The 24,241-nt window shown below is 65.0% G+C and carries 25 protein-coding genes; 14 read left to right on the forward strand and 11 right to left on the reverse strand.

Annotation, left to right across the window (positions count from 1 at the left end; all coding sequences use genetic code 11):
- The first annotated feature begins 423 nt into the window (after nucleotides 1–423).
- The 3 genes from ACQR1I_RS15160 (at nucleotide 424) to ACQR1I_RS15170 (ending at nucleotide 2,151) form a co-directional block, all read left to right on the forward strand.
- Nucleotides 424–1,017 carry a formyltransferase family protein gene (locus tag ACQR1I_RS15160; protein WP_434867142.1) on the forward strand — a complete coding sequence of 198 codons (594 nt, stop codon included), beginning with the start codon at nucleotides 424–426 and terminating at the stop codon, nucleotides 1,015–1,017.
- A 293-nt stretch (nucleotides 1,018–1,310) separates the two neighbouring features.
- Nucleotides 1,311–1,661 (forward strand): hypothetical protein, encoded by a 351-nt coding sequence (locus ACQR1I_RS15165; protein ID WP_434867141.1) that lies wholly within the window; start codon nucleotides 1,311–1,313, stop codon nucleotides 1,659–1,661.
- A 52-nt stretch (nucleotides 1,662–1,713) separates the two neighbouring features.
- Nucleotides 1,714–2,151 (forward strand): hypothetical protein, encoded by a 438-nt coding sequence (locus ACQR1I_RS15170; RefSeq protein WP_434867140.1) that lies wholly within the window; start codon nucleotides 1,714–1,716, stop codon nucleotides 2,149–2,151.
- A 9-nt stretch (nucleotides 2,152–2,160) separates the two neighbouring features.
- Here ACQR1I_RS15170 and ACQR1I_RS15175 read toward each other — a convergent pair whose 3' ends face one another.
- Nucleotides 2,161–2,376, reverse strand: coding sequence for a hypothetical protein (locus ACQR1I_RS15175; RefSeq protein WP_434867139.1), 216 nt, complete (start codon nucleotides 2,374–2,376; stop codon nucleotides 2,161–2,163).
- A 219-nt stretch (nucleotides 2,377–2,595) separates the two neighbouring features.
- Here ACQR1I_RS15175 and ACQR1I_RS15180 point away from each other — a divergent pair, with 219 nt between their 5' ends.
- Complete coding sequence (locus ACQR1I_RS15180) at nucleotides 2,596–3,486, forward strand: DMT family transporter (protein ID WP_434867138.1); 891 nt, start codon at nucleotides 2,596–2,598, stop codon at nucleotides 3,484–3,486.
- Between the two features lie 186 nt (nucleotides 3,487–3,672).
- Entirely contained in the window at nucleotides 3,673–5,133 is a 1,461-nt protein-coding gene (locus ACQR1I_RS15185; protein WP_434867137.1) for a caspase family protein, read from the forward strand.
- A gap of 81 nt (nucleotides 5,134–5,214) precedes the next feature.
- Here ACQR1I_RS15185 and ACQR1I_RS15190 read toward each other — a convergent pair whose 3' ends face one another.
- Together ACQR1I_RS15190 and cysK are read right to left on the reverse strand one after the other, a co-directional pair.
- On the reverse strand, nucleotides 5,215–5,454 hold the full coding sequence (locus ACQR1I_RS15190) for a BrnA antitoxin family protein (RefSeq protein WP_434867136.1): 240 nt from the start codon (nucleotides 5,452–5,454) through the stop codon (nucleotides 5,215–5,217).
- Between the two features lie 2 nt (nucleotides 5,455–5,456).
- Nucleotides 5,457–6,422, reverse strand: coding sequence for a cysteine synthase A (gene cysK, locus ACQR1I_RS15195; protein ID WP_434867135.1), 966 nt, complete (start codon nucleotides 6,420–6,422; stop codon nucleotides 5,457–5,459).
- Between the two features lie 571 nt (nucleotides 6,423–6,993).
- Between cysK and ACQR1I_RS15200 the strand changes: the two genes are divergently transcribed.
- Nucleotides 6,994–7,212 carry a hypothetical protein gene (locus tag ACQR1I_RS15200; RefSeq protein ID WP_434867433.1) on the forward strand — a complete coding sequence of 73 codons (219 nt, stop codon included), beginning with the start codon at nucleotides 6,994–6,996 and terminating at the stop codon, nucleotides 7,210–7,212.
- Nucleotides 7,213–7,351: 139 nt separating this feature from the next.
- On the opposite strand, the gene tgt is transcribed toward ACQR1I_RS15200, so the two are convergent.
- Nucleotides 7,352–8,506 carry a tRNA guanosine(34) transglycosylase Tgt gene (gene tgt, locus ACQR1I_RS15205; RefSeq protein WP_434867134.1) on the reverse strand — a complete coding sequence of 385 codons (1,155 nt, stop codon included), beginning with the start codon at nucleotides 8,504–8,506 and terminating at the stop codon, nucleotides 7,352–7,354.
- Nucleotides 8,507–8,726: 220 nt separating this feature from the next.
- On the opposite strand from tgt, the gene ACQR1I_RS15210 reads away from it, so the two are divergent.
- Nucleotides 8,727–9,806 carry an aspartate-semialdehyde dehydrogenase gene (locus tag ACQR1I_RS15210; protein WP_434867133.1) on the forward strand — a complete coding sequence of 360 codons (1,080 nt, stop codon included), beginning with the start codon at nucleotides 8,727–8,729 and terminating at the stop codon, nucleotides 9,804–9,806.
- A gap of 325 nt (nucleotides 9,807–10,131) precedes the next feature.
- Here ACQR1I_RS15210 and queA read toward each other — a convergent pair whose 3' ends face one another.
- The 4 genes from queA to coaD form a co-directional block, all read right to left on the reverse strand.
- Nucleotides 10,132–11,226, reverse strand: coding sequence for a tRNA preQ1(34) S-adenosylmethionine ribosyltransferase-isomerase QueA (gene queA / locus ACQR1I_RS15215; protein WP_434867132.1), 1,095 nt, complete (start codon nucleotides 11,224–11,226; stop codon nucleotides 10,132–10,134).
- Nucleotides 11,227–11,354: 128 nt separating this feature from the next.
- The gene (locus ACQR1I_RS15220) at nucleotides 11,355–11,819 is read right to left on the reverse strand and encodes a peptidylprolyl isomerase (RefSeq protein ID WP_434867131.1); all 465 of its coding nucleotides are present in this window, start codon (nucleotides 11,817–11,819) and stop codon (nucleotides 11,355–11,357) included.
- Between the two features lie 266 nt (nucleotides 11,820–12,085).
- Nucleotides 12,086–12,649: a peptidylprolyl isomerase gene (locus ACQR1I_RS15225; protein WP_434867130.1), complete on the reverse strand. Its 564-nt coding sequence runs from the start codon at nucleotides 12,647–12,649 to the stop codon at nucleotides 12,086–12,088.
- A gap of 74 nt (nucleotides 12,650–12,723) precedes the next feature.
- Nucleotides 12,724–13,218 carry a pantetheine-phosphate adenylyltransferase gene (gene coaD / locus ACQR1I_RS15230; protein WP_434867129.1) on the reverse strand — a complete coding sequence of 165 codons (495 nt, stop codon included), beginning with the start codon at nucleotides 13,216–13,218 and terminating at the stop codon, nucleotides 12,724–12,726.
- A 286-nt stretch (nucleotides 13,219–13,504) separates the two neighbouring features.
- Here coaD and ACQR1I_RS15235 point away from each other — a divergent pair, with 286 nt between their 5' ends.
- Nucleotides 13,505–13,762 (forward strand): hypothetical protein, encoded by a 258-nt coding sequence (locus ACQR1I_RS15235; protein WP_434867128.1) that lies wholly within the window; start codon nucleotides 13,505–13,507, stop codon nucleotides 13,760–13,762.
- A gap of 69 nt (nucleotides 13,763–13,831) precedes the next feature.
- On the opposite strand, the gene gyrA is transcribed toward ACQR1I_RS15235, so the two are convergent.
- The 3 genes from gyrA to ACQR1I_RS15250 all read right to left on the reverse strand — a co-directional run bounded on the left by gyrA (nucleotide 13,832) and on the right by ACQR1I_RS15250 (nucleotide 17,852).
- On the reverse strand, nucleotides 13,832–16,582 hold the full coding sequence (gene gyrA / locus ACQR1I_RS15240; RefSeq protein ID WP_434867127.1) for a DNA gyrase subunit A: 2,751 nt from the start codon (nucleotides 16,580–16,582) through the stop codon (nucleotides 13,832–13,834).
- A 171-nt stretch (nucleotides 16,583–16,753) separates the two neighbouring features.
- The gene (locus ACQR1I_RS15245) at nucleotides 16,754–17,152 is read right to left on the reverse strand and encodes a DUF2306 domain-containing protein (RefSeq protein ID WP_434867126.1); all 399 of its coding nucleotides are present in this window, start codon (nucleotides 17,150–17,152) and stop codon (nucleotides 16,754–16,756) included.
- A 196-nt stretch (nucleotides 17,153–17,348) separates the two neighbouring features.
- On the reverse strand, nucleotides 17,349–17,852 hold the full coding sequence (locus ACQR1I_RS15250; protein ID WP_434867125.1) for a single-stranded DNA-binding protein: 504 nt from the start codon (nucleotides 17,850–17,852) through the stop codon (nucleotides 17,349–17,351).
- 460 nt (nucleotides 17,853–18,312) lie between these two features.
- Between ACQR1I_RS15250 and ACQR1I_RS15255 the strand changes: the two genes are divergently transcribed.
- The 6 genes from ACQR1I_RS15255 (at nucleotide 18,313) to ACQR1I_RS15280 (ending at nucleotide 24,047) form a co-directional block, all read left to right on the forward strand.
- Nucleotides 18,313–19,080 carry an outer membrane protein gene (locus tag ACQR1I_RS15255; RefSeq protein WP_434867124.1) on the forward strand — a complete coding sequence of 256 codons (768 nt, stop codon included), beginning with the start codon at nucleotides 18,313–18,315 and terminating at the stop codon, nucleotides 19,078–19,080.
- A 193-nt stretch (nucleotides 19,081–19,273) separates the two neighbouring features.
- On the forward strand, nucleotides 19,274–20,029 hold the full coding sequence (locus ACQR1I_RS15260) for an outer membrane protein (protein WP_434867123.1): 756 nt from the start codon (nucleotides 19,274–19,276) through the stop codon (nucleotides 20,027–20,029).
- 248 nt (nucleotides 20,030–20,277) lie between these two features.
- Nucleotides 20,278–21,060, forward strand: coding sequence for an outer membrane protein (locus ACQR1I_RS15265; protein WP_434867122.1), 783 nt, complete (start codon nucleotides 20,278–20,280; stop codon nucleotides 21,058–21,060).
- 215 nt (nucleotides 21,061–21,275) lie between these two features.
- A complete protein-coding gene (locus ACQR1I_RS15270) occupies nucleotides 21,276–22,004 on the forward strand; it encodes an outer membrane protein (protein ID WP_434867121.1) in 729 nt (242 codons plus the stop codon).
- Between the two features lie 308 nt (nucleotides 22,005–22,312).
- The gene (locus ACQR1I_RS15275) at nucleotides 22,313–22,960 is read left to right on the forward strand and encodes an outer membrane protein (RefSeq protein ID WP_434867120.1); all 648 of its coding nucleotides are present in this window, start codon (nucleotides 22,313–22,315) and stop codon (nucleotides 22,958–22,960) included.
- 397 nt (nucleotides 22,961–23,357) lie between these two features.
- The gene (locus tag ACQR1I_RS15280; protein ID WP_434867119.1) at nucleotides 23,358–24,047 is read left to right on the forward strand and encodes an outer membrane protein; all 690 of its coding nucleotides are present in this window, start codon (nucleotides 23,358–23,360) and stop codon (nucleotides 24,045–24,047) included.
- The last annotated feature ends 194 nt before the right edge of the window (nucleotides 24,048–24,241 follow it).

Here is a 24,241-nt window from a genome sequence, read left to right on the forward strand (position 1 = left end):
CGAACTACGAAATTTTACTGCAATCAGAAGTTGATTAGTTGCAACTGACAATAATCAAACGCCACACGTTCGTAGACCGGCCAATGGCGCAACCGGCCACTCTGCCCGATCTGATCAGTCCATAGTCGGCCGTCAGCTACATAGCCAGGCGCCTCCAGCGCCTGCGACGACGGCGGTCGAGGCCAATAGATCGATATGAAGCCGGTCCCCGACCGGCACCGAGCGGGAGTTCGTCCGTCGCTCTCAGCTGGGCGGGCCGGGCTCCCCGCGCGAGCCCTCGGCCAGCCCGTTCTTCGCCGGCTGTGGTGAAAGCACAGCTGGTGCTTGACCTGCGCGCCAAGGCTTGGTTTGACCCGAATTGGCCCGGTCCGCTCAACCTGATCGGGTCTCGCCCCCGCCCCAACCATGGAAGATGCCCCCGCCATGCGTATCACCCTCGTCGGTTCCCGCCATTTCGGTGTGGCCACACTGAACATGCTGCGTGACAGAGGTATCGAGATCGCGCGGGTCGTCGTGCATGACGGCGAGGACCGGCTGGCCGCGGCGGCGCGCGCGGCGGGGATCGAGGTGCTGGTTCAGGCCAACCCGAAGACGGTGCCGGCCAGTGAGATCGCACCCGGAACGGATCTGATCGTCACGGCCCACAGCCATGCGCGGGTGACGCAGGAAGCCGTCAAGGCGGCGCCGCTCGGCGGCATCGGCTACCATCCATCACTGTTGCCGCGGCATCGCGGCATCGCCGCCGTCGAGTGGACCATCAAGGAAGGCGATCCGATTGCCGGCGGCACCATCTATCATCTGGCGGATCGCATGGATGCGGGCGCCATCGCCGCGCAGGACTGGGTGTTCGTCAAGAAGGGCGAGACGGCCCGCGAGTTGTGGGAGCGCGCCCTGGCGCCGCTCGGTCTGAAGCTGCTCGGCGACGTGGTCGAGGCTGCGAAAGCAAGCGGCACGATCCCGGCCAAGCCTCAGGACGAGCAGTTTGCGACCAAGGCACCCAGCCTGACGCCGCACTGACGACGGGCTAGCGAGCTGAAATCCGTCTCGAGCGCGCAGCGGGTCGGTCGACGCGCTGCGCAGCCGGCCGACTACAAACTCCGCCGAGGCAAGACTTTGGTACCGCTCTGCTCATGTCGTGCGCGAGGGCGCAATTTGCTCATATTGTCGCCCAAATGGCTCATGGGGGGAATCCGCATTAATCCTTAACGCACTGAAACTGTTCAATAATATTTCGTTTTGGCGCTGCGGCAAATTTTCGTCACAATTCGTCCCAATAAGCTTCTCATCACAGACATGAGGGACATCGATTCATGCGTCTCGACCGCATTGGAATGGCTTTCGCCGCGTCGATCCTGGCGGGCAGTGCAGCCGCCCCCGCTTTCGCCCAGTCGCCCTATGACGGCCAGTGGCAGGTCACCATTGTCACCAGCAGCGGCAGCTGCGAGCCCACCGCAAGCTCGACCCTGACTGTTGCAGACGGTAAGGTTTCGGCGGCCGGCGCCAACGTGACGGGTTCGATTGGGCGCGAAGGCCTGGTTAAGGTCTCGATCAATGGCGCTTTCGCGAATGGACAGCTCAGCGGCAATTCCGGCTCGGGGAAATGGAACGGCGCGTCGGCAGGGATTCCCTGCAGCGGACGCTGGCAGGCCTCGCGCCTCTAAGGCTCGACCTCTCCTGAATTCATCAAAACGGCGGCTCCCGGGAGCCGCCGTTTTGCTGTCGGGGCTGCTGGCAGCCTCGCCCGGGCACACCGATCCCGGCCCGTTCACCGGCTTGGCCGGCACGTGGAACGGCAGCGGCACTGTCGCCCTCGAGGACGGCTCGACCGAGCGCATTCGCTGCCGCGCCAACTACGGGGCATCCAGCGCGCGAATGACCCTGGTCCTGACCTGCGCCAGCGACGCCTACAAGTTCGGATTGCAGGCCAATCTCGCCGCCGAGGGCTCGGCGATCTCCGGATCCTGGACCGAGACCAGCCGTGGCGTCAGCGGCGTGCTGCAGGGACGCGGCGGCGGCGGCAACTTCCAGCTCGTCGCGACCACTGCCGGCTTCAACGCCAACATCGCGATCGCGACCCGCGGCAACAAGCAATCCGTATCGATCCGCGCCGACAGCCAGTTCCGCGCAGCAAACATCTCGCTGGCGCGCTGACCAGGACGTTCAGGCGCGCTTGGCGCCCGAGGCCGGCGCCGGAGCCAGCTGCGCCGCAGTTCGCTTGATCGTCTTGGCGATCAGCAGCGCCTGCTCCCGGGTCATGGCGAAATCCTGCTTGCCCTTCTGCGTGGTCAGCGACAGCACCAGGAGATGCGGCTCCTGCTCCGGCCAGCCAGTGGCAAAAGCGGTCAGGAAATCGGCTGAGGTGGCGCGCTCGGTCATTTCGGGAACTCTGCCTTGGCTGTTTCGCGGCCGTCGCTTTAGGACGAAACGCGCGCACACTCCAATGTTTTTCTGGCGCGCGGCAGCGCTTGCAGAGACCGATTCCGGCGGCCGGGTTGATGCGCTGCACCGTTGATTTCGTTTGCAATGAGGGGCCTTGAGAGGTGATACAGCCCCTCCTCCCTTCAGCTCGAACCTTCTCTCCCAGACAGCCGCCTGATGCACCGCTCAGCTTCGAAAACGATGGCCGCGATGTGGATGGCTGGCTGGCTCACGCTCATGCTCGTCATGGCGGTCGCAGGCCGCGAGGCCGTGCGCGAGCTCAACGTGTTCGAGCTGATGGAGCTGCGCTGTCTCATCGGCCTCGTCATGCTGTCGCCGGTCATCGCCCTGAGCGGCGGTCTGGCGACCCTCCGAACGACGCGGCTGAAGCTGCATGCGGCCCGCAACCTCATCCATTACGGCGCACAGCTGGGCTGGTTCTTTGCGCTGACCCTGATCCCGATCGGCCAGGTCGTGGCGATCGAATTCACGATGCCGATCTGGACCGCGCTGCTGGCGGCCACCTTTCTCGGCGAGCGCATCACGCTGTTCAAGCTGCTGGCGATCGCGCTCGGCCTGGTCGGTGTCGTCGTCATCGTGCGCCCCGACACCGGCGCGATCAATCCGGGGCAGCTCATCGCGCTCGGCGCGGCCGTCGGCTTCGGCATTTCGATCGCGCTGGTCAAGTTCCTGACCCGCTCCGAGCCGACCGTCTCGATCATCTTCTGGATGCTGGTGGTGCAGTCCGTCGCCGGTCTCGTGCCGACGCTGCTGCTGTGGTCGTGGCCTTCCGCCACCGCATGGGGCTGGGTCATGCTCGTGGCCCTGTGCGGCACCTTCTCGCATTTCTGCATGGCCCGGGCGATGCTCTATGCCGACGCCACCATCGTGATACCGATGGACTTCCTGCGGGTGCCGCTGACCGCCACCGTCGGCTGGCTGGTGTACTCAGAGCGGCTCGACGGCTTCACGGTGCTGGGGGCTGCCCTGATTCTGGCGGGAAATTTGTTGAACCTGCGGCCGCCGCAGTCTCGCGCAGTGCCGGTGGGCGAGACTGTCGGACGCTGAGGCCGCTCATCGTGTGATCAGAGTCACGGAACTCTGCTTATACACGCGATCGGCGTTGGCATCGCGCAACACTCGCGAACTGCTTTGTGGCGGAAGCGAGATTTTTTGCATCGGAACAAGACTTTTCGACCCGACCCGCGACAAATGCGGGAGTGATCGCTTCGCTAATCGTTGGGGGATCTCCTGATGCGCATTCTCACCATCACCTTGTCGCTGCTCTGCGTAGTGCTGACCGCCGAGGCCGCCAAGGCCGACCGCCGCGTCGCCTTCGTGGTCGGCAACGGCGCCTACAAGACCGTGACCCAGCTACCGAACCCACCGGTGGACGCCAAGGCCATGGCCGCCACGCTGCGCAACGTCGGCTTCGACGTGGTCGAGGGCACCAACCTCACGCGCGACAAGATGACCGAGAAGCTGCTCGACTTCGGGCGCAAGGCGCAGGGCGCCGACATCGCGGTGTTCTATTACGCCGGCCATGGCATCGCGATCGCCGGCACCAACTACCTGCTGCCGGTCGACGCAGATCTGAAGTCGGAGATGGACGTCAAGCTCGGCTCGGCGATCAACATCGATGTGACGCTCGACCAGACCATGGGCGATGCCAAGGTCAAGCTGGTGTTCCTCGACGCCTGCCGCGACAACCCGTTCGCCGCCAAGATCAAGTCGAACTCGCCGACGCGCAGCGTCTCCGTGCAGACCGGCCTCGCAGAGATGAAATCCGGCGAAGGCACGCTGATCGCGTTCGCCACCGGCCCTGGCCAGACCGCGCTCGACGGCGATGCCGGCGCCAACAGCCCGTTCACGCGCGCGCTGATCTCGCACATCGCCCAGCCCGGCGTGGAGATCCAGCAGGCGATGACCTCGGTGCGCGCCCAGGTTAACGAGGAGACCAGCAAGGGCCAGCTGCCCTGGGGCCATACCAACCTGATCGGCGCGGTGTATCTCAACCCGGCCGCGGCGCCGCCGGCCACAGCCGCGACCGCGGGCACCACGCCCGTCGCCGCCGCCACGGGCCAGAGCGCCGGCGAAGCCGAGCTCGAATTCTGGCGGTCGGTGAAGGATTCCAACAAACCGGAAGAGCTCAACGCCTATCTCTCGACCTACCCGAACGGGCAGTTCAAGTCGCTCGCCATGGCGCGCATCGCGTCGATCGAGAGCGGCGCGATCAATACCGCGACCCGCAACGTCGCCAAGGGCGTCGACCCCGCGACCTTCACCGAGGAAGGCACCCAGGTCAGCGAGGATCAGATCGGTCTCGACAAGACCAAGCGGCGTGACGTGCAGCGTCGCCTGACCGGTCTCGGCTTCGACACCAAGATGACCGGCGCCTTCGACGACGAGACCCGCAGCGTCCTCAAGCGCTGGCAGGCCGCGCGCGGCTATCCCTCGACCGGCTTCCTGACCAAGCTGCAGCACAAGGCGCTGCTGGCCGAGGCGCAGCCTGCGCCCGCCACGGCCGCGATCGGCGACGAAGCCAAGCCGCGCCGCGCCAAGCCGGCCGGCAACGTCGCAGCCGGCAACCCGCCGCCGCAGGGCGCGCCCGTCTACCGTAATCCGCCGCCGCAGGATAACGCCGGCAATGCCGCCGGAGCCGCCTTCATCGGCGGCATGATGGGCGGCGTCCTCGGCGGCGCCCTGCGCCGCTGAACCCGCTTCGCAAAGCAAAAAGCCCGGACCATGCGGTCCGGGCTTTTTCGTTTCAAGTTGTCAGTCTTGAGCAGAACGACGTCAGAGCCCCGCGGCCTTGCGCAGGGCGGCATTGATGCGGTCCTGCCAGCCCGGTCCTGTGGACTGGAAATGTTCGAGCACGTCCTGGTCGATCCGCAACGTCACCTGCTCGCGCACGCCGGGCACCGCAGCCTTCTTCGGCGGCGCTTCGACCGGCTTGGTGGTGACCTTCTTGAACGCGGCCTCCGCCTCGGTGCGGGCGTCGGCGAGCGTCCGCGGACGCCGCGGCTGGTCGGCCATGATCAGATCCCCTCGAACAATGCCGTGGACAGATAGCGCTCGGAGAACGACGGCACGATCGCCAGGATCGTCTTGCCGGCATTCTCAGGCCGCTTGCCCAGTTCGAGCGCCGCGGCAATCGCCGCGCCCGAGGAGATGCCGCCCGGAATACCCTCGTTGCGTGCCAGCGCGCGCGAGGTGTCGAGCGCCGTCGTGCTGTTGACCTTGACGATCTCGTCGATGATGGCGCGATCGAGAATGTCCGGCACGAAGCCCGCGCCGATGCCCTGGATCTTGTGCGGCGAGTGCTGGCCGCCGGACAGCACCGGGCTCTCCTCCGGCTCGACGGCGACGACCTTCAGGCCGGGCTTGCGCGACTTCAACACCTGGCCAACGCCGGTGATGGTGCCGCCGGTGCCGACGCCGGCGACGAACACATCGATGTTGCCGTTGGTGTCGTTCCAGATCTCCTCGGCCGTGGTCCGGCGATGGATCTCGGGGTTGGCGAGGTTCTTGAACTGCTGCGGCATCACGGAGTTCGGTGTGGTTCGCAGAAGCTCCTCGGCGGTGGCGATGGCGCCCTTCATGCCCTGTCCCGCCGGCGTCAGCACGATCTCGGCGCCGAGGAAGGCCAGCATCTTGCGCCGCTCGATCGACATCGATTCCGGCATCACCAGTTTCAGCTTGTAGCCGCGCGCCGCAGCGACGAAGGCGAGCGCGATGCCGGTATTGCCCGAGGTCGGCTCGATCAGCACCGTATCGGGGTTGATCACGCCGGCCTGCTCCATGGCCAGGATCATGCCCACACCGATGCGATCCTTCACGCTGGCCGCCGGATTGAAATACTCCAGCTTGGCGAGGATGGTTGCTTTGACGCCGTGCTGCTCCGGCAGCTTTCGCAACCGCACAATCGGCGTATTGCCGAAGGCGTCGACAATTGAATCAAATACCCGACCACGCCCGGGACGCTGCGTCGCAGCTGACTCCATTTGAATGACTCCTTGCGCCCTCCGGCGCGACAGTGAAAATTGTCCTGACTATCTTCAGCGAGCTTGCTGCGCTGCGCAAGCACGTTTCCGCGACCGTTCGATCATCGCGGCGCACAACAAGTCGTCGTTAAATTGCGCAAAACCTACGCATTTGTGTTGCGACAAGGTCAATAAACCCAGTGTATGTTCGGACGGAGATTCACGGTACAGGTGCTGCTGCCCCGTCAAACGTCAGCAAGGTGTCAGGTCGGGAATGGTAAGACGATGGCACGCTGACGATGATCGAAGACGACGATGATCGAAGACCGAGTATCGCCGGCGAAATAGTGAGTGTTGTGGAGCGGACGCTATAAGTCCAATGACCAAAAGTACACTCGCCAAAAAATACGCGCGCTGAGACGATAAACTTAAAAAAAGCGGACCACTCAACAAGAACAGACCATCCAGACAAACTCTTTGTGTGACGGAAATTCGAACCGTTGAAAGTTGGACTGGCTTCAAAGATGGACTCGCTCGAGACGGAATGTTTCGAACCGAGATCGCCAACAAAGAGATCGCCCAGGAGGTCCCTATGTCAGCACTCGCTGAGCTCATGTCGACTGCATCACCCCGGCCGAATCCGCGTGGCTGTGATCTGCCGACATGCCCGGTCTGCGCCGACTCCATGATCGCGGCCGAAGCGTCCGCCTATTTGGCTGACAACGCGATCAGCTATCTCTGGACCTGCGACACCTGCGGCTACGGTTTTGTCACCAAACACTCGGTCAAGAGCCGCTTCATCTGCAACTGAACGGCTTCCCGTCAGAAACGTTCCTCGGCGTGATGCCGCAGCCGTCACGCCGCCGTGGAGCGGTCCCAGCTCGCATTGCTCTCTTTGACGGCACGGTCCGCCACTCACGGCGCGGCCGACGAAGCCGGCCGGCCAGGCCCTACCTGGCGTGCGGGGAGATGTCACCACGTGACCAATCGGCTTTGGTGCGCTCGTAGAAGCCCGTAAAGCCCCCTCGCGCGATCGCCTCCCGCATCCCCGCCATCAGAGATTGGAAGTAGGCGATGTTGATCTCCGACAGCAACGTCGCGCCGAGCGCTTCGCCGGCCTTGATCAGGTGATGCAGATAAGCCCGGGCGTAGCTGCGCGCCGGCGGCCACGGGCTTTCCTCGTCTAGCGGACGCGGATCGTCGGCGTGGCGCGCGTTGCGCAGATTGACCGGGCCGAAGCGGGTATAGGCGACGCCGTGACGGCCGTTGCGGGTCGGTAGCACGCAGTCGAACATGTCAACGCCGCGCTTCACGGACTCAAGGAGATCGTCCGGCGTGCCGACGCCCATCAGATAGCGGGGACGATCGGCCGGCAGCGCCGGCACCGTCGCCTCGATCATCTCGAGCATGACGGCCTGCGGCTCGCCGACGGCGAGGCCGCCGATCGCGTAGCCATGGAAGCCGATGTCGACCAGCGCCTGCGCGCTGGCCAGGCGCAGCGCCGGCACATCGCCGCCCTGCACGATGCCGAACAGCATGTAGCCATCCGGCGCGGTCTCGAAGGCGCGGCGGCAGCGCTCGGCCCAGCGCAGTGACAGCCGCATGGCGCGCTCGATGTCGGCCGGCTCGGCGGGCAGCCGTACGCATTCGTCGAGCTGCATGGCGATGTCGGAGTTGAGCAGCCGCTGCACCTCGATGGCGCGCTCCGGCGACAGCTCGATCTTGGCGCCGTCGATATGCGAGCGGAACGTCACTGCCTGCTCCGTCACCTTGCGTAAGCCCGACAGCGACATCACCTGGAAGCCGCCGGAATCCGTCAGCATCGGCCCGCCCCAGCCGGTGAAACGCTGCAGGCCGCCAAGGGCGGCGATGCGCTCGGCGGTCGGACGCAGCATCAGGTGATAGGTGTTGCCGAGCACGATGTCGGCGCCGGCCTCGCGCACGTCGCGCCAGTGGATGCCCTTCATCGCGCCGGCGGTGCCGACCGGCATGAAGGCCGGCGTGCGGACCACGCCATGCGGCGTCGTCAGCCGGCCGGTGCGGGTCGCGCCGTCGGTGCCGAGCAGCTCGAAATGATTGGGAAGGTCGCCAGTGGGGGAGCTCATAGCCGGCTTATTGCGTCAGGATGGCCCCCGATTCAACCGCGATGCAGCCGTTTTCGCCGCTTTGGGCCGTTGACGGCGGTTCCGGCCGCCCCTATGGTCTCGCGCCATGTCGACCTCGACCAAACGCACGACGAAAACCACCAAGCCCTTGCGGGCCTCGGGAGGCGTGCGCGCGTAATCGACCTCGATCGCGACCATCTTCGAACCGAAGCCCCGCCTGATGAAGGTCCGGGGCTTTTTTTATGCCCAAATTCCTGACCGGAGACCTGAAGACGTGCCACACGATCCCACCATTGCCATCGTCGGCGTCACCGGCGCCGTCGGCGCCGAGTTCATCGCCACCCTGGACCGCCGCAACGTTCCCGTCGGCAGGCTGAAGGCGCTGGCGAGCGCCCGCTCGGCCGGCCACACCCTGACCTTCCGGGGCCAGACGATCGTGATCGAGGAGCTGACCGAGCGCTCGTTCGAGGGCGTCGATATCGCGCTGTTCTCGGCCGGCAGCGGCATCTCGAAGAAGTTCGCGCCGATCGCCGTCCGCTCCGGCGCCGTCGTGGTCGACAACTCCTCGGCGTTCCGCATGGACCCGAACGTGCCGCTGGTCATCCCGGAGATCAACGCCCGTCGCATCCGTGACCACAAGGGCATCATCGCCAACCCGAATTGCGCGGCGATCACGGCGCTGGTGCCGCTGTGGCCGATCCACCAGAAGAACCGCATCAAGCGCGTGATCATCTCGACCTACCAGGCTGCGAGCGGCGCCGGTGCGGCGGCGATGGACGAGCTGGTGCAGTCGACCCGCGCCAACCTCAACGGCCAGGTCTATGCGCCCAAGGTGATGCCGCATCCGTTCGCGTTCAACCTGTTCAGCCACAATACGGCGATCGATCCGGAGACCGGCTACAACGACGAAGAGACCAAGGTCATCAACGAGACCCGCAAGATCTTCGAGGATGAGGGCATCGCGATCGGCGTCACCTGCGTCCGCGTGCCGGTGCTGCGCGCGCATTGCGAGGCCATCGCCTTCGAGTGCGAGAAGCCGATCAGCGAAGACGAGGTCCGCCGCATCCTTGCGACCGCGCCCGGCGTGCGTCTCGTTGACGATCGCGCCAAGAACTACTTCCCGATGCCGGTCGACGCCTCAGGCCAGGACGACGTTCTGGTCGGCCGTATCAGGAAGGATCTGTCGGATCCGAGCGGCCACTCCATCGCGATGTTCGTCGCCGCCGATCAGTTGCTGAAGGGCGCCGCGCTGAATGCCGTGCAGATCGCCGAGCTGCTGCCGGAGCGGGCGATGGCGTAAGGCGGGCACGCGTTTCGCGTCACCCACCACTGTCATCACCAGAGAAAGCGGGTGGTTCAGTACCCACCAGCAGCTGTGATCGGCCGAACCGCCACGGCGTACTGGATTCCCCGCCTGCGCGGGGAATGACAGCAGAGTCGTGGCCCCATCGTCTCCGCATCGTCATTCCGGGTCGCGCGAAAGCGCGAGCCCGGAATCCATAGCCACAGGCCGCAATGGGACGCGAGATGTCCGTGGCGCTCGTCTTCGTAACGATAGCCGTTCGTGGTTATGGATTCCGGGCGCACCGCTGCGCGATGCCCCGGAACGACGGGCGGATGGATCCTTACGGTTCGACGACGCGCTCGTCCTGTTGCCGGAACAACAAACATGCATCGCCGTACGAATAAAAGCGGTACCCGCTCCTAATCGCGTGCGCATAGGCCGACTGCATCGTCTCCAGCCCGGCGAAGGCCGAGACCAGCATGAACAGGGTCGAGCGCGGCAGATGGAAGTTGGTCATCAGGATGTCGACGGCGCGGAAGCGATAGCCGGGCGTGATGAAGATCGAGGTCTCCGCCTCGAACGGCGCGATGGTGCCGTCCGGCTGCGCCGCGCTCTCCAACAGTCGCAGCGATGTGGTGCCGACTGCGACAATGCGGCCACCTTCGGCTTTTGCCTGGTTCAGCGCTGCGGCGGTCTCCGGCGTGAGGCTGCCCCACTCCGCATGCATGCGGTGGCCCTCGGTGTCCTCCACCTTGACAGGAAGGAACGTGCCGGCGCCGACATGCAGGGTGACACGCTGCAGCCCGACGCCGCGCTCCCGTAGCCGCTGCTCGAGCGCGGGGGTGAAGTGCAGCCCGGCAGTGGGCGCAGCGACGGCACCCTCCTTGGCCGCAAACATCGTCTGATAGTCGGCCGCGTCCTGCTCATCCGCCGGCCGCTTACCGGCAATGTAGGGCGGCAGCGGCGGCCGGCCGAGGTCGGCGATGGCCTGGTCGAGCGCCGGGCCGTGAAACACGAAGGCCAGCGTGACCTCGCCCTCCTCGCCCTTGGCCTCGACGGTCGCGTCGAGATGGCCGAGCAGGCAGACCTTGCCCTCATTGCCGAAGCGGATCGTGTCGCCCGGCGCGAGCTTCTTGGCCGGCCGGACCAGCGCCTGCCAGCGCGAGCCGTCGAGCCGCTTGATCAGGGTCGCCTCGATCTTGGCCTCGGTCTCGCGGCTGATGCGGCGGCCGGACAGCTGCGCGGCAATCACCTTGGTGTCGTTGACGACGAGCTGGTCGCCCGGCTCCAGCCAGTCCGGCAGGTCACCGATGGTGCGATCGCGCAGCACGCCGTCACCCTGCACCACGAGCATGCGCGCCGCCTCGCGCGGGCCCGCGGGGCGCAGCGCGATATTCTCGGGCGGCAGATGGAAATCGAACAGCTCGGTGCGCATCGTCGTTCTGGAACGATCGAAAACCTCATCCTGAGGAGCGCGTCAGCGCGTCTCGAAGGATGAGGCCCGACTGTGGCCTCATGGTTCGAGACGCGTGCTGCGCACGCTCCTCACCATGAGGGTCTTAATTACGCCGCGTCGGCGGCCATGTAGGCCTTCACGATCTTGTCGGGGTTCTGCACCGGCTCGCCGCGCTTGATCTTGTCGACATTGTCCATGCCGTCGGTGACCTTGCCCCAGACGGTGTACTGCTTGTCCAGGAAGCGGGCGTCGTCGAAGCAGATGAAGAACTGGCTGTCGCCGGAATCCGGGTTGGCGGCGCGGGCCATCGAGGTCGTGCCGCGGACGTGCGGCTCGGCGTTGAACTCGGCCTTCAGCTTCTTGCCGGAGCCGCCCATGCCGCTGCCCTGCGGGCAGCCGGTCTGCGCCATGAAGCCGTCGATCACGCGGTGAAAGACGATGCCGTCATAGAAGCCCTCGCGGACGAGCTCCTTGATGCGCGCGACATGGCCGGGCGCGAGGTCGGGACGCATCTCGATGGTGACGGGGCCCTGGGTGGTTTCGAGGATCAAGGTATTTTCGGTCACAGCCATGCTGGTCTCTCGTTGGGTTGAATGGATGAGGGGCAGGACAACGGACAGTCCGGATGAAATGTCGCGGCGCCTTCTGATGTGCGGCCGTCAGCCCTGCTGACGGCAATCCGAGCACAACGAGGCCCGGGCGATGCGGGTCCAGAATAGACCCATCGCGCTTAAAGCTGAAGCCGCCCGTCCTGTCGATGCGGCGGCTGGCGGCGTAGTGAAGGGTTCCTTCAAGCGGGAACCCGGGCTCGAGATCCCGGTGCCCTGCCCTCTTCGGGCTACTTGATGTCGGAGGCGACCTGGACCTTGACCATCTTGTCGGGGTCGGTCACGGCGCCGCCCGCCGAGCCCGGAGGCGCCTTCTTGAGCTTGTCGACGACGTCCATGCCCTGCACGACATCGCCGATCACGGTGTACTGGCCATTGAGGAACGAGGCGTCGCCGAAGCAGATGAAGAACTGCGAGTTGGCGGAATCGACGCTGTCGCCGCGCCGCGCCATGCCGACGGTGCCGCGCTTGAACGGCGTCGGCGAAAACTCCTGCTTCAGGTTCGGATATTTCGAGCCGCCGGTGCCGTCGAATTTCTGGCCGTCGCCGGTCTGCGCCATGAAGCCGTCCATGACGCGATGAAACGGCACGTTGTTGTAGTAGCCCTCGCGCGCCAGCGTCTTCAGCCGCTCGGCGTGCTGCGGGGCGAGATCGGTGCGCAGCTTGATGATGATGCGGCCCTTGGTGGTATCGATGACCAGCGCATTCTGCTTGTCGAGACCGGCGGGCAGCGATTGCGCCAGCGCCGGCAGCGCGAACACGAGGGCGACGACGAAAGCGAGAGCTCGGATCATGGCAACTCCGAAAGGGTGATGAGAGGGAAAGGCGAAGGATGGCCAGCCGACGCTGGGCGCTGGCTGGCGAATAGTCAGGCGAATTTGGCCTTGAGCGGCGCCACCACCGACGGCGGCACGAAGTGCGAAATCTCGCCGCCCATCGCGGCGATCTGGCGAACCAGGCTGGCGTTGATCGGACGGACCGGGACCGACGCCGGCACGAACACCGTGTGGATGGACGGTGCCATGGTCTGGTTCATGCCGGCCAGCTGCATCTCGTAATCGAAATCCTTGCCGTCGCGCAGGCCGCGGATCATCAGGATCGCGCCAGCCTTCGCGGCGGCCGTGACCGTCAGATTGTCGTAGGTCGAGGCCTCGAAGCCGCAGCCGGCGGCGGCCGCGACCGGGCCGAACACCTCATGGGCCATCGCCAGCCGCTCCTCGGTCGAGAACAGCGGCTTCTTGCCGTGGTGCACCCCGACCGCGACGATCAGCCTGTCGCAGAGATGGACGGCCTGCCGGACCACGTCGAGGTGGCCATTGGTGACGGGATCGAACGAGCCCGGATAGAGCGCAATGCGTTGCATGCGCCCGTCCTATACCGGCCGGAACAGGGCGGCAAGCGGGCTGGCGCAGCCGTGATCGCGCCGGAATGCGCATCTGGCGCAGCGAAGCTGCGACGAAGCGCGGCCGGAACCTCTAGGCGCGGCGCCGATTGTTTCGTTGGAACCGCAATGACGAAACACATCGACCGCGGCACGAAACCAATTCGTTCGGTCTGCGAAGGACTGCCGAAACCCGAATTGGTTATCAAATCATTAACGAACGAACGGCCGGAAAGGCCCGACAGCAAGACCACGACAGGGGACCGTCATGATCAAAGCGCTTTCTGCGATTGCAGCAGCCGGTTTCGTGGCTGCCGCCTTCACCGTTCTGCCCGGCTTCGCGCCGGAGGTGAACGCCAGCGTTCCGCAGCCGCTGGCCAAGAGTGATCGCCTGGATTTCCGCCCGATCGGCCGCGACTGCTCGCAGCAAGCCTGGCCGAATTTCGAAGCGTCTTGCCTGCGCGGCGCCGGCACCAAGACGACGATCCGCGAGGCGCGGATCGTGGGCGTCGAGCGGCCGCAGTGAGAGATAGCGAATAGGTAGGACCTGATTGCTTCCCTATTCGCTACTCCCTAGTCGCCATTCGCCTTCTCATCATTCGCCGTTCGCACCGTCGGTCCCATTGCCGCCGTTGCCGTTCTCCGTTTCCTCGCCGATGTGCTCGACCGAGACGACGTGCTCGTCGTCGGCGGTGTTGAACACGATCACGCCCTGGGTGGAGCGGCCGGCAATGCGGATGCCGTCGACCGGGCAACGGATCAGCTGGCCCTTGTCGGTGACCAGCATGATCTGGTCGCTGTCCTCGACCGGGAACGAGGCGACGAGCTTGCCGTTGCGGTTGTTGACCGACATCGCGACGATGCCTTTGCCGCCGCGGCCTGTCGTGCGGTACTCGTAGGACGAGGTGCGCTTACCATAGCCGTTGACCGACACTGTCAGCACCACCTGCTCCTGCGCCGACATCTCGACATAGCGCTCCTGCGACAGCTGGATCGCCCCTGCAGCCGCATCCTCGCTTTCGGTCTCGACCGGCTCCTCGGTGGTCGCCTCGCCCGACATCGCCCGGCGCATCTTCAAATATGCCGTACGCTCGTCCGAGGTCGTCTCGACATGGCGCAGGATGGTCAGCGAGATCACCTTGTCGCCTTCGGCCAGCGCGATGCCGCGCACGCCCATCGAGGTGCGGCCGGTGAACACGCGGACGTCGGGAACGGGGAAGCGGATGCACTGGCCGCCGGCAGCGGTCAGCAGCACGTCGTCGCGCTCGGTGCAGATCTGCACGTTGACGATCTCTTCGCCGTCGTCGAGCTTCATCGCGATGATGCCGGAGCGCCGCACGTCGACGAAGTCCGACAGCTTGTTGCGCCGGACGTTGCCGCCGGTCGTGGCGAACATCACGTCGAGATTGGCCCAGGAGGATTCGTCCTCCGGCAGCGGCATGATGGTGGTGATGCGCTCGCCCTGCTCCAGCGGCAGGATGTTGATCAGCGCCTTGCCGCGGCCGTTCGGCGCCGCGATCGGCAGCCGCCAGACCTTCTCCTTGTAGACCTGGCCGCGCGACGAGAAGAACAGCACCGGCGTGTGCGTCGAGGCGACGAACAGCCGGCTGACGAAATCCTCCTCGCGGGTCTGCATGCCCGAGCGGCCCTTGCCGCCGCGACGCTGCGCGCGATAGGCCGACAGCGGGACGCGCTTGGTGTAGCCGGCATGCGACACGGTGACGACCATGTCCTCGCGCTGGATCAGGTCCTCGTCCTCCATCTCGCCTTCCTGCTCGGCGATGACGGTGCGGCGTGGCGTGGCGAACTCGGCCTTGATCGCCGACAGCTCGGTCTTGACGATGTCCTGCACCCGCGCGCGCGAGCGCAGGATGTCGAGGTAATCGGCGATCTCGACCGCGAGCTTGTCGAGCTCGTCGGAGATCTCCTCGCGGCCGAGTGCGGTGAGGCGCTGGAGGCGGAGGTCGAGAATGGCCTTGGCCTGCTCGAGCGACAGCCGCGCGGTGCCGTCCGGATTGATGCGGTGGCGCGGATCGTCGATCAGCGTGATCATCGCCGCCACGTCCTGCGCCGGCCAGTCGCGCGACATCAGGGTTTCGCGCGCGGTGTTCGGATCGGGCGAGGTGCGGATGACCCGGATGATCTCGTCGATGTTGGCAACCGCGATCGCAAGGCCGACCAGGATGTGGGCGCGGTCGCGCGCCTTGTTGAGCAGGAACTTGGTCCGCCGCGTCACCACCTGTTCGCGGAACGCCACGAACACGGTCAGCAGATCCTTCAGGTTCATGGTCTGCGGCCGGCCGCCGTCGAGCGCCACCATGTTGGCGCCGAAATTGGTCTGCAGCGGCGTGAACTTGTAGAGCTGGTTCAGCACCACGTCCGGCACGGCATCGCGCTTGAGCTCGATGACCACGCGAAAACCGTCGCGGTCGGATTCGTCGCGCAGGTCGGAGATGCCTTCGATTCTCTTTTCGCGCACCAGCTCAGCGATGCGCTCGACCATCGAGGCCTTGTTGACCTGATACGGAATCTCCGTGATCAGGATCGCCTCGCGATCCCGTCGGATGGTGTCGATCGTCACCTTGCCCCGCATCACGATCGAGCCGCGGCCGGTGTGATAGGCGGAGCGGATGCCGGCGCGGCCGAGAATGATGCCGCCGGTCGGGAAGTCCGGCCCCGGAATGATCTGGTTGAGCTCGTCGATCGACAGCGCCGGATTGTCCGTCAGCGCGATGCAGGCGTCGATCACCTCACCGAGATTGTGCGGCGGGATGTTGGTCGCCATGCCCACGGCGATGCCGCCGGCGCCGTTGACGAGCAGGTTCGGGAACTTCGCCGGCAGGACCGACGGTTCCTTCTCCGAATTGTCGTAGTTCGCCTGGAAGTCGACGGTGTCCTTGTCGAGATCGTCGAGCAGCGACTGCGCGATCTTGGTCAGGCGCGATTCCGTGTAGCGCATCGCCGCCGGCATGTCGCCATCGACCGAGCCGAAATTGCCCTGGCCATCGATCAGCGGCACGCGCATCGAGAAGTCCTGCGCCATGCGCACCAAGGCGTCATAGACCGACTGGTCGCCGTGCGGATGGTATTTACCGATGACGTCGCCGACGGTGCGCGCCGACTTGCGGTACGGCTTGTTCCACTCGAAGCCGTTCTCGTACATGCCGAACAGGATGCGCCGGTGCACGGGCTTGAGGCCGTCGCGCGCATCGGGCAGCGCCCGCGCCACGATCACGCTCATCGCGTAATCGAGGTAGGAGCGTTTCATCTCATCGAGGATGGAGACGGGACGAATGTCGGAAGGTCCGCCCGGCTCGCCGGGCTTCTCATCTTCTTTATCGGACAAAGGGGATACCGGTCGGTTTTGACACGCGAAAATCGCTTGGAATCATATAGCGCAGGAGCGCGCCGCAGGCCACCCCCAAGGCGCCCCGGACCTCGCTTTTTCTGCTCGCCTTTCCAGTCACTTAACAGGGCTTCTGCAAGCGCCCGAAGGACGCCGCAGGAGCCATCCCGGCTACGGTCCGAAGACCACCTTGTGCATGATCCGTCCGGGCAGCAGCGTGAACGCTCCGGCAATCACCAGGGCGCCGGAAAACAGCATGATCATGGCCCGGCGATGCGCCGCCACCCGATGGCGGTGCGCCGCCCAGACGGCCAGCGGGAGCATGGCCAGCGTGTAGATCGACAGCAGATGGATCGGGCTGAATGGGCCGACCAGCCGGATGGTGTGGATCCAGAACGAACTGGCCGCGACCGCCATCATGAGCGCGACCCAAACCCAGCCGACCGCTCGATGCGGCAATGTGCCTTTCGGCGCGGCGAACTGGACCACGCCCAGCGCGAACGCCGTCATGGCAGCAAACGCGTGCAACACGACGGCTGACTCGGCTTCGAGCAAGGGTGCGAAGCTCATTGATACCCCCGTGGTCAGCGGCTCGGACCCGGCGGCAGCGTCGATGCCGATCCGCCGGCAGAACGCACTTTGATCGACTGCCGCAGCCCTCGCGCAGCGATCATTACACCTCGTATCACCATCTGCGGAGGCAGATCAGTTTGCTCCCGTCCAAACGGGACGGAAGCCAACTCTCGTCGGAATTGATTGCGCGCGCTCAGAACGGAATGTCGTCGTCCATGTCGCTGTTGCTGCGTCCGCCACCGCCGGCCGAGGCGACGGCACGGCGCGGCGGCGCCATCGACGGGCCGCTGCTGCCGAAATCGCCACCGCCCATGTCGTCGGCGAAGTTGCCGCCGCTACCGCCGCCGCGGCCACCAAGCATCGTCAGCGTCGAGTTGAAGCCCTGCAGCACCACCTCGGTCGAGTACTTCTCGACGCCGCTCTGGTCGGTCCATTTGCGGGTCTGCAGCGCGCCCTCGATGTACACCGTGGCGCCCTTCTTGAGATACTGCTCCGCGACCTTGCAGAGACCCTCATTGAAGATCACCACGCGGTGCCACTCGGTCTTCTCCTTGCGCTCGCCGGTCGCCTTGTCGCGCCATGTCTCCGACGTCGCGATGCTCAGATTGGCGATCGGCCGCCCATCCTGGGTGCGGCGGATCTCCGGGTCCTTCCCGAGATTGCCGACCAGAATCACCTTGTTCACGCTACCCGCCATCACACTCTCCCGCGGTTTTCACATCACCGGACCGGCCGTCCCTACCGGCCTCTCGGCACGATGTGGCTGAACCTTCCTCTCGGCGCGGACCCTATACGGTTGCCGCGCCAGCCACCCGTGCCGTCGCTCGCTTATCCACATATAGCATCAGGCGCCGCGTTGTTCCAGGTTTGTTCGCCCCGTCGTGCATGCAACCATGCAGCGAGTTCCATGGAACCCGATGGAACCCAAACGGACGAAAATGGAACCCGGAAAAGTTCCATTCAAACGACGAAAAATCTTTAACTTACATCAACTTAACCTGCCTTACTTCCTCCTGTCCTGTGGCTTTTGGGAGACGGTATCTTGGGTTGAATCGCGTATGTTTGCGGTGGATTGAGGCCGCAAAAGCGGCCGCACCAATTCACAAGAGCGCGCCTCCGGGGACCCAAATGGAGACGCCAAACGCGGGAGACTTGGGATGAAGAAAATTTTCCTTGGAGCTGTCAGCTTGATGGTTTTGGGGGCTCTGGCCCCCGCGAACGCCGCCGATCTCGCCGCGCGCCCCTATACCAAGGCGCCGATGGCTGCGCCTGCACCGATTATGACCTGGACCGGCTTCTATCTCGGCCTTCAGGGCGGCGGCGGCTGGGGCCGCAGCGATGAGACGTTCTTCCTGGCGCCCAACACGGCCACCTTTGCCGGGACGCAGCGCTACGACTTCAACGGCGGCTTCGTCGGCGGCGTGTTCGGCTACAACTGGCAGGTCGACAACGTCGTGTTCGGCATCGAAGGCGACTACCACTGGGCCGACATCAACGGTCGCTCCTCGGTCATCAGCACCGGTGCCGGCTTCGGCGATACCTACTTCACCCGGCTGCGCGGCTTCGGCGACATCAAGGGCCGCCTCGGCTGGGCCGCGGGCCCTGCCCTGTTCTTCGTCAGCGGTGGTGCCTCGGCCGGCGACTTCCAGCATCGCTACGACCCGGGCACCGCTCCGCCGCCGGCCGGCGCCGCTCAGAACGATTGGCGCTGGGGCTGGACCGTTGGTGCGGGCGCGGAATACATGTTCGCCCCGAACTGGTCCGCCAAGGTCGAGTACAACTACATCGACTTCGGCCGGAGCACGATCCAGTACACGAATGCTCCAGTCGTGTTCGCCAACCGCTCCGAGTGGAACGATACCATCCACACCGTCAAGGCGGGCATCTCCTACCACTTCGGCGGACCGGCCCTGTCGCGCTACTGATTGCACGCAGGAATTGAAATATGTCGAAAGGCCGGCCTTGTGCCGGCCTTTTTTTGCTTGTCGGAACCGACACTTGCTGGGCTGCTGTGTCGTTTGGGTGACGGCTTTTTCGGATCAAAGGGGCTACAAGCTGTTGCGGGTGAGCGTTGGTGAGAGCGTGCGTGCGGGCGTCGGACTTGGTTTGGGGACTGCGATGAGAAGGCTGTTGCTGGGGGCGACAACTTCGCTGGTGCTGGGGATGGCGCCGGCCATCGCTGCCGATTTGCCCGCGCGCACCTTCACCAAAGCGCCCGCGATGATCACCACGATCTATGATTGGAGCGGGTTCTATCTGGGCCTGAACGCCGGCGGCGCGTCTTCCCGGACCTGCTGGACCAATCTCGTCACCCTCGCCGGCGTCGCCGCCACCAATGCCGAGGGCTGCCACGATGCCACCGGCGCTCTGGCCGGCGGCCAGATCGGCTACCGCTGGCAGACCGGCGGTTGGGTGTTCGGCGTCGAAGGCCAGGGCAACTGGGCCAACCTCAAGGGCAGCAATCCCAGCCAGCTTGCTCCCGGCGTGACCAACCAGACCAAGATCAATGGCGTCGGCGTGGTGAGCGGCCAGATCGGCTACGCCTGGAACAACGTGCTCTGGTACGTGAAGGGCGGCGCCGCCGTGGCCGGCGAGAAATACACTGGGCTGACCACTCCGACCGGGTTGCCGTTCGATCAGGCCTCCGCGACGCGCTGGGGAGCCGCCGTCGGCACCGGTGTCGAGGTTGGCTTCGCCCAGAACTGGTCGGTGGCCGCTGAATACGAGCATCTGTTCATGGGCAACCGGACGCTCGGCTTCACCGGCGTTCCCGGTGGCGCTGCGACGCGGACCGATTCCGTCGGTCAGGACGTCGACATGGCCACGGTGCGCGTCAACTATCGCTGGGGCGGCCCGGTCGTCTCCAAGCACTGACGAATCACATCTGCTGACATCCGCCAACGATGCCTCGGCTGTCCGGGGTTTTGGCGTTTGCGCGCCCCGATCGGCCGCCGAGGACTGATTTACTGGTCCTTAAGCACGACCGACACATCCCGCTGAAGTGACGCGACCATTCACGGCTTTAGAAATCTGTCTTCCCTACAACCTGCCCCAGGCCACGCGAGTGGGCTCGGATCGGAGGGATCCGACGAGACGACATCTGGGATGTGGGGAAGACAACCATGCAGAAGACGACACTAATCGTAACCGCCGGCGTTGCGGCGCTGGGGCTGACGCCGGCGGGCGCCGCCGACTTTGCCGCGCGGCCGTACGCCAAGGCGCCGCCGCCGGCCTATGTCACGCCGTTGCCGAGCTGGGCCGGGTTCTACCTCGGCGCCAACGGTGGCGCCGACTGGAGCCGCAATTGCTGGACGCTGAACAACGTCGCCGGCGTAGCCGTGGTGCCGACGCAGGCCGAAGGCTGCCACAACGGATCGAGCGGCCTGATCGGTGGCCAGGTCGGTTATCGCTGGCAGGCCGCGAGCTGGGTGTTCGGCGTTGAAGCCCAGGGCAACTGGACCAATCTGAAATCATCCAATGCGAGCACCGCAGCGCTCGCCGCCGGCGTCACCAACAACACCAAGACCGACGCCATCGGCCTGTTCACCGGCCAAGTCGGCTATGCCTGGGGCAACGTGCTCTGGTACGTGAAGGGCGGCGCCGCCGTCGCGCACAACAAGTACACCGGCACCGCCACCAACGCCGCGCCCTTCGCGGTCGGCACGGTCCTGGATTCGGCCAGCGAGACCCGCTGGGGCGGCGCCGTCGGCACCGGCGTGGAGTACGGCTTTGCGCCGAACTGGTCGGTGGCCTTCGAGTACGATCACCTGTTCATGGGCTCGCGCGATATCAGCTTCCCGGTGGCCGCGGTGAACGCCCGCGTCGACACCATCAAGCAGGACATCGACATGGCGACCGTCCGGGTCAACTACCGATTCGGCGGCCCGGTCAGCGCGCGCTACTGACGAAAAAACGCGCTCCTCGGAGCGCATTGGAAGGCCGGCGCTCGCGCCGGCCTTTTTCGTGTCGGCAGCCCGGCACCGACGCGGCGATTTTGTGTTAAATATTTGATTTATAACGCTTTTTCACCTCTGTGGCGCATCCGTTACAGCCTCCCCGTGGCCCGCGATGTATCAACGTGCCATCGCTTGTCATTCCAAACTCCTCGGGGGAGCATTTGATGAAAAAGTTGCTCGTGATCACGACGGCCCTCGTCGGCATCGCAGCCGCCAATTCCGCTTCGGCGGCAGACCTCGCCGCGCGGCCCTACACCAAGGCGCCGCCGATGATGGTCGCCATCAACGACTGGAGCGGCTTCTACGCCGGCATCAACGCAGGCTACGGCACCAGCCGCAATTGCTGGACGATCGTCGGCGGCGCGGCCGAAGGCTGCCACAATGCCACCGGCGGCACCGTCGGCGGCCAGTTCGGCTATCGCTGGCAGATGAGCTCGGTGGTGTTCGGCCTGGAGGCGCAGGGTAACTGGGCCGACCTGACCGGCCAGAACAACAGCCTCGTGTTCCCGGTCGACTCCAACCGGACCAAGGTCAACGCGCTCGGCCTGTTCACCGGCCAGATCGGCTATTCCTTCGACAACGTCCTGCTCTATGCCAAGGGCGGCGCTGCGGTGACGAGCTCCAAGCACGACATCTTCTCGGGCGTGATCTTCGCCCCGCTCGCCACCACCACCAGCACGCGCTGGGGTGCCACGGTCGGCGCCGGTGTTGAATTCGGCTTTGCTCCGAACTGGTCGGTCGGCTTCGAATACGATCACCTGTTCATGGGCAACCAGAACGTGACCTTCCGCGGCGCCGTCTTCACCCAGACCGACACCATCAAGCAGGACGTCGATCTGTTCACGGCCCGGCTGAACTACCGCTTCGGCGGACCGGTCGTCGCCCGATACTGATCGGGTTCGACAACCGAAGGTTTCTTCGTCCAATGAAACCTCGAAAGGCCGGCGTCGAGCCGGCCTTTTTTGTTGCGCCCTTGCCATCGGCACCGCGCTGCAACACGCGGAACCAAGCATTTGAGTTACATCGACTTTCTCCAGTTTCCCCGTAAATGCCCGGTTTCGCCCGCGAGTGTGTCTTCCGGGTGACTGCAATCGGTGCGGAACCCGGCTATAGGACGGTCGTCAACTTGAACGAGAAAGTCTGTTTCGTGCGTAAGAGCTTTGGTGCGACGCGGGCTTCGACGACTAGACTGGAGACAAGAATGAAGAAGATCCTGCTCGCGACCGTGGCTCTGGCCGCTCTGGCCGCTCCCGCCGCCGCCGCTGATCTTGCTGCGCGCCCGACCTACACCAAGGCGCCGGTCGTTGCCCCGGTTCAGACTTGGACCGGTTTCTACATCGGTGCGATGGGCGGTTATGCCAGCGGCCAGTTCGGCGGCACGTTCACCCAGCAGGGTGGCTTCGTCGGTGGTACGGCCGGCTACAACTGGCAGGCTGGCGCCGTCGTGTACGGCATCGAGGCTGACGCTGCATGGGCCGACATCAACGGCACCGGCGTCGTCGCCGGCTTCCCGGGCACGCTGACCTCGCAGATCCGCGACTGGGGCACGGTCCGCGGCCGCATCGGCTATGCCTTCGGTCCGACCATGCTGTACGCCACCGGCGGTTACGCCTGGGCCGACAACCGTCTGACGAGCTCGTTCTTCAACAATCAGTCGCCCAGCAACATCCACTCGGGCTGGACGGTCGGCGCCGGCGTCGAATACATGTTCGCCCGGAACTGGTCGCTGAAGGGCGAATACCTCTACAAGAGCTTCGGCGCCGCGACCTACAACTACACTGGCGGCTTCGTGAACTCGGGCAACATCAACATCCACTCGGCTCAGTTCGGCATCAACTACCACTTCTAAGACTTGGCCTCCGGGCCAACGCACAGAGAAACCTCCGCTCTCGCGAGCGGAGGTTTTTTTGTTCTCACTATGCGCTCGCCCGCTGCGCGCGAGATGCGCGCCGGACAAGCTTATTGACGGTTCGCGGTGGCCCGGTCACACGCGGAACTCACAGGTTGCATCCTGACGGAACTCACGTTCTGCGCCTTGTTGCATCGGCGCAACGCTGCACGTCTCGCAACCCATTCAATCCATTCTGTTTTTTTCGCGCCCCCGTATTTCCCCCGTTTCGTCTGAAGTGTGGCGCCGAAGTGACGGCTGTGCGCCAGGAAGCCGGCTATGACCGCAACGTAAACGGGGGAACTAGAACTAACAGTGTGTCGCCTGCCGCAAGGCAGGTCTTGGGGAGTTGCGTATCATGTTGCGTATTTTGCGGACGGCTAAGACTCTGATTCTGACCGGTGCTGCCCTGACTGGTGCCTTGGCCGTGCTGGCTGCGCCGGCCACGGCGGCTGATCTGGGGACCGAAAACTATCTCAAGGCGCCGGTGGCGCCTCCGCAATTCAGCTGGGCCGGCTTCTATCTCGGCACCTCCGGGGGCTTCGCCTTCAACAGGGGCGCGCTCAACGGCGGCCTCGCCGGCGCCACGGCCGGCTACAACTGGCAGAGCGGCAACATCGTGGTCGGCGTCGAGGCCGATGCAGCCTGGACCGACATCAGCAGCTCGAACACCATCGCCACCCTTCGCGGGCCCGGCATCTTGACGGTGAAGGTCCAGGACTGGGGAACGTTCCGCGCCCGCTTCGGCCGCAGCTTCGGCAGGCTCCTGGTGTACAGCACCGGCGGCTTCGCCTGGGACGAGATGAAGCTGTCACTAGCGGGACCTGGCGCGTTCAGGGCGTCCGACAGCCATTTTCACGGCGGCTGGACGGTGGGCGGTGGCGTCGAATGGATGCTTGCGCCGCAATGGACGGTGAAGCTTCAGCATCTCCACCGGAGCTTCTCGAGCGAGACTTATACGTTCAGCGCGCTTGGCCGCAGCGTCAGCCGCGGCACCGGCACGGTCGGCATGCATTCCGTCGATATTGGCTTCAACTACCGCTTCTGAGGTCGGCACCAGCGCGATCGGGCGCCAAGCCTCCGCCTGAGGGCGGAGGCTTTTGTTTGTTCCTCGCGCGGTATCGGAGGCGCCCAGCCGGACCGGCTGCTGCCAGACGCTGCCATTCGCCGAACGCATTGTTGATGATTCGCTGACGGCACTGGAAATCCAGGCTCGTTCTTCCTACGTTCCGACGATACCTT

This window comes from Bradyrhizobium sp. HKCCYLS2038 (assembly GCF_051167655.1).
In the GTDB taxonomy this organism is placed as follows: Bacteria; Pseudomonadota; Alphaproteobacteria; order Rhizobiales; family Xanthobacteraceae; genus Bradyrhizobium.